General features: G+C 45.6%; 8 protein-coding genes (1 of these 8 cut by a window edge). 5 read left to right on the top strand and 3 right to left on the bottom strand.

The window, feature by feature from the left end; translation table 11 throughout:
- Positions 1-226 carry the 3' end of a peptidylprolyl isomerase gene (locus skT53_RS10880; protein WP_200756828.1) on the top strand. The gene continues 683 nt to the left of window position 1, outside the view, so only the last 226 of its 909 coding nucleotides appear in the window; the start codon falls outside the window, past its left edge; it ends in the stop codon at positions 224-226.
- 170 nt (positions 227-396) lie between these two features.
- Positions 397-1,689, top strand: a complete 1,293-nt coding sequence (locus skT53_RS10875) for a tetratricopeptide repeat protein (protein ID WP_200756825.1) — start codon at positions 397-399, stop codon at positions 1,687-1,689.
- A gap of 17 nt (positions 1,690-1,706) precedes the next feature.
- Here skT53_RS10875 and skT53_RS10870 read toward each other — a convergent pair whose 3' ends face one another.
- Positions 1,707-2,144 carry a hypothetical protein gene (locus skT53_RS10870; protein ID WP_200756823.1) on the bottom strand — a complete coding sequence of 146 codons (438 nt, stop codon included), beginning with the start codon at positions 2,142-2,144 and terminating at the stop codon, positions 1,707-1,709.
- Between the two features lie 752 nt (positions 2,145-2,896).
- On the opposite strand from skT53_RS10870, the gene skT53_RS10865 reads away from it, so the two are divergent.
- Positions 2,897-3,190, top strand: a complete 294-nt coding sequence (locus skT53_RS10865; RefSeq protein WP_200756821.1) for a YerC/YecD family TrpR-related protein — start codon at positions 2,897-2,899, stop codon at positions 3,188-3,190.
- Positions 3,187-3,912 carry a geranylgeranylglyceryl/heptaprenylglyceryl phosphate synthase gene (locus skT53_RS10860; protein WP_200756819.1) on the top strand — a complete coding sequence of 242 codons (726 nt, stop codon included), beginning with the start codon at positions 3,187-3,189 and terminating at the stop codon, positions 3,910-3,912. The genes skT53_RS10865 and skT53_RS10860 overlap by 4 nt, the downstream gene beginning before the upstream one ends.
- A gap of 166 nt (positions 3,913-4,078) precedes the next feature.
- On the opposite strand, the gene rseP is transcribed toward skT53_RS10860, so the two are convergent.
- Together rseP and skT53_RS19210 are read right to left on the bottom strand one after the other, a co-directional pair.
- Entirely contained in the window at positions 4,079-5,104 is a 1,026-nt protein-coding gene (gene rseP, locus skT53_RS10855) for an RIP metalloprotease RseP (RefSeq protein WP_200756817.1), read from the bottom strand.
- A 213-nt stretch (positions 5,105-5,317) separates the two neighbouring features.
- The gene (locus skT53_RS19210) at positions 5,318-5,566 is read right to left on the bottom strand and encodes a hypothetical protein (protein ID WP_404828855.1); all 249 of its coding nucleotides are present in this window, start codon (positions 5,564-5,566) and stop codon (positions 5,318-5,320) included.
- 534 nt (positions 5,567-6,100) lie between these two features.
- On the opposite strand from skT53_RS19210, the gene skT53_RS19205 reads away from it, so the two are divergent.
- Complete coding sequence (locus skT53_RS19205) at positions 6,101-6,301, top strand: hypothetical protein (protein ID WP_404828854.1); 201 nt, start codon at positions 6,101-6,103, stop codon at positions 6,299-6,301.
- Positions 6,302-6,342: the final 41 nt, after the last annotated feature.

Below are 6,342 nucleotides of genomic sequence, written 5' to 3'. Positions count from 1 at the left end.
CCCCGTCAAAACAAATTTCGGTTATCATGTCATTCAAGTAACAGACAAGAAACCGGCAAAACAATTAACTTTGGAGGAAGCGCGTCCGCAAGTGGAACAAACCCTTAAAAATCAAAAAGCGATCCCGCCGGAACAGTTACTTCCTCAACTCCGTAAAGAGTTTAACGTGAAAATTGTGGATACCAAATACAAAGATTTGCAAAGTCAATTGGTTCCCGGTCAATAAAAAGAGGTCCCTCTTCTTCGGAAGAGGGGTTTTTGTTTACTAACGAATTGTCGAATTAAATAAATTTTATGTCGAGTTTTGACGCAAATTTAGAAAATTTTAATATTTGTTTGACATCATAATGGTGTCCTCTATAATGATACTTGAGATATGAACGGGGGTTAGAAAACATGAAGTTATCTTTGGGTCAAAAAATTCGGGAATTACGCCTGCGAAAGGGCCTAACACAAAGTGAATTGAGCGACGGTTTGGTAACACCCAGTATGATCAGTCAAATCGAATCAGATAAAGCGAATCCTTCGCATCAATTGCTTTTGCAAATTGCAGAGAAACTGGAGACACCGGTTGAATATTTCATTACGGATGTCGAAACGCAATTAGAAAAGCTAAATGATTATCGTATTGCGCAAACGTTGATGTACAAAGGAGATTTTAAGGAAGCGATTGCCACTTTTGAAAAAATGCAGGATGCTCCCTCGGCCCAGATCAGTATGGGACAAGTGATGTTTGATCTCGCGTACTGCTATATGCATATTGGGCGAACGCAGCGAGCCGAAGAGATTTTTGAAAAAACGCTGGACACGGCGATTAGTGAAAAAGACAATTTGCAAAAAATCAGGGTCATGAATCAGTTAGGGAAACTGGCCGCCCAACAGGAAAACTACCCGATTGCCATTCATTACTGGAAAAAAGGATATGACTTGGCGAAAAAAGAAATGCCTACCGATCCGTTTTTGTTAAGTGAAATAGCTCGCCAGTTAGGGACGGTCCACAGCAAGCTGGCGGAATGGGATCAGGCGAAGGAATATTTTGCAGAAGCATCGAAACTTCTGCAGGAACGTCATAACATCCCACAAATTGCGAATGTGTACAGTGACTTGGCGACTGCATACCGCGTGCGCGGAAGTTTTGAGCAATCGACCCAATTTGCCCAATTTGCGGCCTCGTTATATCAAGCGGCCCAATTGCTGGAAACCATTATTGATACAGAGACTCGCTACGGAGTCGCGCTAGGGGAAACGGGTGACACGGACCAGGCGGTTGCCAAACTTGAACGAAGCATGAGCCTCAATGAAAATTATGAATTTCCCCACCAATCAGGTGAAATTCACACGGCATTAGCCAATGTGCTGTTTCAAAACGGAGAGTTCGACAAAGCGATTCTTCATTGTCAAAGAGCATTGCAACTGAATGATAAAGAGGATCTGGAAAACGCAAAAATCTATTGTATTTTGGCGACCATTGATTTGGAAAGGGAAAAATACGACAGTGCGCTGGAATGGATCCGGAAATCGGCAGACATTATAGAGCGGGAAGGTACGGCTGCCGACAAGGTTAAAGTATATGCCGTGTATGGTGACATCTACAAGAAACAGGGAATGTTCCGAGATGCCATGGAATGTCTGGAAAAAATGAATCGTGCCATGTTGGAGAATTTGCGCGACCGAAAAGTGATGATCTAATCAAAAAAGGTGATTTTTTACATGCGAAGAGAGGTGGGTGACGGAGGGGTGCTGCGCCTCTCTCTTCTTTTTTTGACTCCTGACCGCCAGGCATCGATCAGTTTACCGATGACGCTTCCAAACATCGACGAAAGGCTTCCTAAAACGGCCATGATCAGCACGTTTTCGATATGATAAGAAGTCGTATTCTCGGATGGCAAAAACGCGACAGATAAGAAAAAGACAGCGAAAAAACTGCCGATTAACAGTGAGCCTTGACCCCACTGTTTGCGGAAAGACAATCCCACGCAGAAGAGCCAAATGGGGATAAAAAGAAACAGAAACAAAATCAAATACATATTGTAGAAGTAGGACAAAACAGATAGCCAGACCACCAGATGCACGATTACAACAGCAGCAACCAGCAAACCAACCTGTAAACTTCCGTTCAGGAAGTTCTTCCATTTTTCGATCAAAGCGATCCCCCATTTCAATCCTATACATAGTATGGATTTAAGAGGGAGAAGATACCTTTAGCTACAATGGTTTTTGCCAGCGAATCTATCATGATGATAACATTTGGCTAACATGCGAACGGAGTTTATTCCGCAACTTCTCTTCCAGCTTCTGAACGGTTTCCGCCTGCATGTTGGGAAGCGCACGTGGCTGTATGTCCAATTTGTTGAATACCGATGAGTGCCCATCTTCTTGAGAAAATTCCAATCCCTCATCCCTATAGTATTGCCCGAATTTCAATTTATTTTCCGTATGCTGCTTTTTTATTTTCTTAAGCACATCACACACACTGTTTTAGGGATGCTAACGGAGATCTCAACAAACTGTGAATCTGATTTCTAACTTATTAATGGCGATACATGAATCCTCTCTCCCTACAAGGCATGTTCAAGATTTGTACCTTCATTGTCTGCAGCCTTTTTCCACTAAAAATGAAATAAAGCTATGATAATGAACATCAGCAATATCCTATACTCTTAATTTGAAAACGGTTTTACACCAGTAATGCTACTAATTGTAGTCAAATCTGAACCCCATAAGTCTATTCCAACTTAAAACCCTTGAGGAAGATCTATAATGGGGAGCGGTCGCCTAGTTTCTTCTGCAAGCGTTCATTGTCGTCTCTTTTACAAATTTCACAGTTATTTCGTTATGTTCTCTGTCATGGTAAAATGGTAAAGCGTTCAAGTCCAAAAGTCGGGGAGGAAGTCGGATGCAGCTTGATAAACTGCGGGAGAACCGGAGTCTCACGCAACTTTTTGAAGCGATTCTAGCTCTTCAAACGGTTGAAGAATGTTTTCAGTTTTTTGATGACTTGGCAACGGTCAACGAGATTCAATCTCTTGCACAGCGATTGGAGGTGGCCCGTATGTTGCGAAGCGGCTATACCTACAATCAGATTGAGTCGGAGACGGGAGCCAGCACAGCCACAATCAGTCGGGTGAAACGGTGCCTCCATTATGGTACGGACGGATACAATCTGATTTTGGATCGTATACAAAAATGAGTTGCCTGCAGCATCCCTGGAAAAGTTGGCGGCACATAGTAAAGCTCGACCCTGATCGTCCAATTCAGGATAAGGATTTGATCCGTCTTGGCGATAGCGGAACCGATGCGATTCTGATAGGAGGAACGCAGGGGATCACGTATCAAAAGACGTTTGATCTGTTCGCGAGATTGCAGCGGTTCATTCCTCACTTGCCTCTATGGCAGGAAATATCCGAATTGTCAGCGATTCTTCCGGAAAGCGATGGATATGCGATTCCGGTCGTTTTAAACACGGGGCATGTAAATTGGATCATCGGACATCAGAAGGCGGCAATTGAACAATTTGGTGAACTGATACCCTGGGAGAAGCTTGTAGTGGAAGGGTATGTGATTCTGAATGAAAACTCAGCGGTTGCGAAATTAACCGGGGCGAAGGTTCCAAACCACGCGCGGGGGACGGTCGCTTATGCGCAAACGGCGGAACGGATTTTCGGGATGGATTTGATTTACCTGGAATACAGCGGCAGCTATGGAAATCCGCAATGGGTACAAGCCGTGCGGGATAAGACAAATGCACATCTTGTGTACGGGGGAGGAATCGATTCGGCTGACAAGGCGGTTGAGATGGCTTCCATTGCAGATACGATCGTGGTTGGGAATGCATTGTATGAAAAAGGGATTGCTGTGGTTGAGGAAACAGCTGCGGCGGTACACAGCATAAACAAGAAACGGACAAAATAGAACGGCCCACAACGACTTTTAAGTTCGTCATGGACCGTTATGTAGAAATATTATTTCGATATGACCAGATTATATAATCTGGCTGTGACGAATGCAATCGGTCTACATGCTTTTTTCGCGGCCGATTTGTGAACGTTTTGTTAACATGCATTGGGTCGAAGTTTTTTCAACGGGCAATCAGTTTGAATACGTCCTGGAACGTCACGATCACCATCAACCCCAATAAAAACAGAATTCCGATCAGGTTGATAGATGCCTCCCGTTCCAGCGAAAGCCGTTTCCCCCGGCGGATCGCTTCAATCAGCAAAAAGAGGAAGCGGCCACCGTCAAGGCCGGGAATCGGCACGAGGTTTAAGACACCTAAGTTGACCGACAGGAGCGCCATGATATGCAAGTAAGACGGAACGCCGAGTTGCGAGGCCTGCCCTGTCACTTCGATGATTCCTACAGGGCCTGTCAAATCTTTGAATGCAAACTGCCCTGTCACTAACTGCCCAAGTCCGCTGACCACTAACCTTGCCAATTCGCCAGTTTGGCGGATTGCTGCCGATGTATTGGCAGCAAAACTGCCGTAGGACTGATAGACCGGACTGGTTCCAATTTCAATCCCCACTTTTCCATTTACAGGTGTCACTTGCAGGGTTACCATTTGTTTGTCGCGAAGTATTTCAAGAGTAACCGGTTTTCCGTTGTTTGCCTGCACCTGTTGGATAAACACTTGCGGAGAATCAATCGGAACTCCGTTGATCCTTTTTAAAATATCGTTTGCCTGTATACCGGCCACCTGTGCAGGGGAACCGGGCACTACTCCGAATGCATGTGTGTTTACTTTGTCGGTAGGCGCCCCGTAGAGGTTAAACATCACCGTTAAAATGACGATCGCGCCAATAAAGTTCATGATGACGCCGGCCAAAATCACCAGCATACGGGCGAGCAAGGGTCTGTTGTTAAAATTGTCGGGCGCTTCAGCAGCTTCCGGGTTGTCTTCGCCCAACATTTTCACATACCCGCCAAGCGGAAGCAAATTGAGCCGATATAAAATATTGTTTTTTCTATATCGAACGAGGGGAGGCCCAAAACCGATCGCAAATTCTTCCACTCTGACGCCGGTTGCACGGGCAGCCCAATAATGCCCCAATTCATGGATGAATATGAGGATGCCAAGGGCCAGCAGTGCCATGATAATATTCATTGAGTTTCCACCACTCCTTATGAGTTTAGGTTGACCCGATCGATTAAGTCTATGCGCGCGGCTGTTTGGACATTCTATAGGGCCGGTCAGGTAATTAGTATACCATTTTTTACTGGATGCCACGAGTTGAGAATCTTGTCCGTTTTGTGCAAACTGTTGATAAAAGAACGAGTCTGAAGCGCAGAGGGTGATCTGATGTCGAAACTTCTACTGTTAATTGGTCATTTTGATTCGGATTGCCTGCAAAAACTCGTGAATCAACCGGGAACGATACTTCTGCAGGAAAGCCTTTATGAGCCGCAGACGCTCGATCGGGTCAACGAACAATTGTCGTCTGGCGGCCAGGCGGTGGTTCACGCGTCGTTGCGGACTCCCAAACAGCGCAGCCTTTTTTTGCAGCAGGCGATTGAGCATAAAGCGGCAACGGAAGTATGGTTTTCGAATGCGCACGTAAACAGACATCTGCAGATACCCACCTACGCGGAACCGATTGATCGGATTACAGTCAAGCAGAATGTGTCAATCGATGAAGAAGCGGCCGATTTTTTTCGTCAGCAGGAAGCGCAATTAATCGAAGAACCATCCAGTACAATGCGCCAACTGCAAAAAGACGGCAGGCTGCTTCGCTGGATTCCTGAGTATAAAAGAACGATCGGGTTGAATCAACATACGCCGCACCACTCGTACCAAGTGTTTGATCATATTGTGAAGGCTGCTTCGTTTGTCGGGGGCACGGATCTAAAGATGGTTTGGACTTTGCTGCTGCACGATATCGGCAAAGGATACCCGGGAATTAAACAGTTTATTGGCATGTTCGTCGAACCGTTCGGCCGTTTTTCAAAAAAAGACCGTGTGGTGATTGAGAACGGGGAACGCATCCGGGACGGCCTCGATTCGGGTGACACCTATCTGGTGCAGGGCGTGCAGGTGCCGAAAGAATATATTCGCACCGATTTGCGAGGACATTTTTACGATCATGAAAACGTGGGGGCGCAGTTGGCGTTGTCGATCCTCCCCCGATTAGGGTATTCAATGGAGTTTGCATTGGAAGTAGCGACATTAGTCCAGTTTCATATGTCGATGCCGCGTGACATCGATACGATTTCACCTGCCCTATTAAAAAAATGGTATGCTCGGGTAGGAAATTATGCGGCCGAATTGATGATGGTTCGGATGGCAGATAACCGTGGGAAGTAAAGTATGGTACAATGAAATCAGAACGTATGTTTGTAAAATGC

Origin of the sequence: Effusibacillus dendaii (genome assembly GCF_015097055.1) — a bacterium.
GTDB lineage: Bacteria > Bacillota > Bacilli > Tumebacillales > Effusibacillaceae > Effusibacillus > Effusibacillus dendaii.
Note: the sequence above shows the minus strand (reverse complement) of the source record. Positions and strands in the feature narration are given on the sequence as shown.

What these genes read in the sequence shown, in the direction of transcription:
- skT53_RS10875 (WP_200756825.1), top strand. Translation starts at nt 397, where the DNA reads ATGAAGTTATCTTTGGGTCAAAAAATTCGGGAATTACGCCTGCGAAAG.
- skT53_RS10865 (WP_200756821.1), top strand. Translation starts at nt 2,897, where the DNA reads ATGCAGCTTGATAAACTGCGGGAGAACCGGAGTCTCACGCAACTTTTT.
- skT53_RS10860 (WP_200756819.1), top strand. Translation starts at nt 3,187, where the DNA reads ATGAGTTGCCTGCAGCATCCCTGGAAAAGTTGGCGGCACATAGTAAAG.
- rseP (WP_200756817.1), bottom strand. Translation starts at nt 5,104, where the DNA reads ATGAATATTATCATGGCACTGCTGGCCCTTGGCATCCTCATATTCATC.
- skT53_RS19210 (WP_404828855.1), bottom strand. Translation starts at nt 5,566, where the DNA reads ATGTCTGTTTACGTGCGCATTCGAAAACCATACTTCCGTTGCCGCTTT.